Origin of the sequence: Arthrobacter sp. H5 (assembly GCF_000520595.1) — a bacterium.
GTDB lineage: Bacteria > Actinomycetota > Actinomycetes > Actinomycetales > Micrococcaceae > Arthrobacter_D.
On sequence record NZ_KI914989.1, the window covers coordinates 9,653 to 11,943 of the forward strand.

Consider the following 2,291-nt stretch of genomic DNA (forward strand, 5'->3'; position numbering starts at 1 on the left):
ATTGATCACAATCCCGTCCGCCGATCCGACTGCCGCGTGGATGGCGTCCACAATCTCGCCCTCGTGGTTGGACTGCACAAAGTCCACCTCCCAGCCGTGTCGGCTGGCAGCGTCGGTGGCAAGCTGCTCAATGTCACCGAGTGAGTACGTACCGTAGATAGCCGGCTCGCGCGTGCCAAGAAGATTCAGGTTGGGCCCGTTAATTATGAGGATGGTTGTGGTCGCCATGGCTTAACTATGCCGTACCGCCGTGGACCCTTACTGCGGGAGCGTTGCAGCCCGGGCGCGCAGACGCACTGCGGCCAGCGCACCCGCGAGCGTCAGCACACTCATGAGGGCCAGTACGACGCCGGGATGCCACCACGCGCCGTCGGTCGCCTCGCCGAAAGCCTGGGTGATGGACGGAGCGAAGCCGGCCACGATGGCGGCCAGGCTGTAGGCGAATGATAGTGCGGTGAAGCCCGTCCTGGCCTCGAAGATGTCTGCCATGAGTCCACCAAGCGCGGCCCAGCTGGCCGTTGGCAGGATCCCTCCGAGCAAAATCGCCGTCATATAGAGGGAGGAGTCGGCGATGCTGATCACCCAGTACAGCGGAAAAGCGATCAGGGCGGTGCCCAACGCACCCCCGGCCACCACCTTCGCGGATCCGATCTTCATCGCCAGCCATCCAAACGCCGGAATGGTGACCAGTTGCAGCAAGGAACCGATCAAGGCCGCATTAAGGACGGTCTCCTGCGACAGTCCCAGCCGCTCGGTTCCATAGGCCTGGGTGTAGGAGACCATGAGGAAGTAGGAGCCAATCCCGAGTACAGCGGACGCCGTGGCGACGACGATGGCCCACGGCTGACTCCTCAGCACTTCAACGAATGGCACCCGCGCCTTCGCGGCGGCTTTGAAGACAGGGGTCTCATCGATTGCCAGCCTCAAGTACAGGGCGATGCCAAGGAACGGGAAGGCCAGCAGGAACGGTATCCGCCAGCCCCAGGAGGCCATGATATCCGGCATGGTGACGGCAAGAACAAGGAAGATGAAGGAAATTAGCATGGTGCCCACCGGTGAGCCCAGTTGCGGGATCGACGCGTAGAAGGCGCGTCGACGTGGGGCGGCATGCTCGGTGGCGATGAGAATGGATCCGCCCCACTCACCGCCGAGTGACAATCCCTGCACCAAGCGGAGGACAGTGAGGAGGATGGGCGCCCACACACCAATCACGCTGTAGTCGGGAAGAAGTCCAACGGACCCGGTGGCGAGCCCCATGAGGAGGATCGTCCAGATGAGCGTCTTCTTGCGGCCGATGCGGTCACCCAGATGACCGAACAGTATTGCTCCAAGCGGACGGGCCACAAAGCCCATGGCGAAGATCAGGAATGCCGAGAGCGTGCCGGCCAGTGGATCCTGCGCTGCAAAAAATACCTGGTTGAAAACCAGGGCGGCAGCTGTGCCAAACACGTAGAAATCGTAGGACTCGAGGGCTGTTCCCACAAAGGAGGCGGCCGCGGTTTTGCGGGCCATCTTCGGGTTTACAGCGGAAGTCTGGGCGGGCGCGGTTGAGGTGGACACGATTCACGATTTTCCTCGCAGGCGCAGCCCCGGAGCCAGCGATTCCGGACAACATCACAACCCGTGTAGACCCAGCTCACACTCCGGGGTCTCCACGCGCTCCTTCGTCGCTTGGTCGACGGTTAGGTGATCGACCAAGGGCCGCCAGGCCCGCGTGGAGATCCGAACGCGTGGAGCTCCCTACTTACGCAGTGACTCCGCGATCTGCGCCATGATGGTCGGGTCGGAGAGGGTTGTCGCGTCGCCCACCTCGCGTCCTTCGGCAACATCCTTCAGCAGCCGCCGCATGATCTTGCCCGAACGGGTCTTGGGAAGCTCGGGGACCACAAGAATATTGCGTGGCTTAGCGATTGGCCCGATCTCCTTCCCCACGTGGTTGCGCAGGGTGGTGACAATGTCGTCGTCGTCCTTGGCCGATCCGCGCAGGATCACAAAGGCGACAACCGCTTCACCGGTGGTTTCGTCAGACGCGCCGACGACGGCAGCCTCCGCCACCGACGGATGGCTCACCAGAGCGGACTCGATCTCCGTGGTGGAAAGACGGTGCCCGGAGATGTTCATGACGTCGTCCACGCGGCCAAGCAGCCAAATATCGCCGTCCCCGTCCTTCTTGGCGCCATCACCGGCAAAGTACATGTTGTCGAACCGCGACCAGTAGGTCTCCTTGAAGCGCTCCGGGTCCCCCCAGATCCCGCGCAGCATGGCCGGCCACGGCTCGCGGATCACCAGAT

2 protein-coding genes and 1 pseudogene are annotated in these 2,291 nt (G+C 62.7%); all 3 read right to left on the bottom strand.

Going from position 1 to position 2,291, the window contains the following annotated elements:
* On the bottom strand, positions 1-228 hold a 228-nt coding region (locus tag Y708_RS30945; protein ID WP_035775756.1), incomplete at its 3' end, for a type II 3-dehydroquinate dehydratase.
* A 30-nt stretch (positions 229-258) separates the two neighbouring features.
* Positions 259-1,560 (bottom strand): MFS transporter, encoded by a 1,302-nt coding sequence (locus Y708_RS0107695; protein ID WP_028279476.1) that lies wholly within the window; start codon positions 1,558-1,560, stop codon positions 259-261.
* Between the two features lie 180 nt (positions 1,561-1,740).
* Positions 1,741-2,291: pseudogene (locus Y708_RS23675) on the bottom strand (AMP-binding protein); the annotation flags it as partial.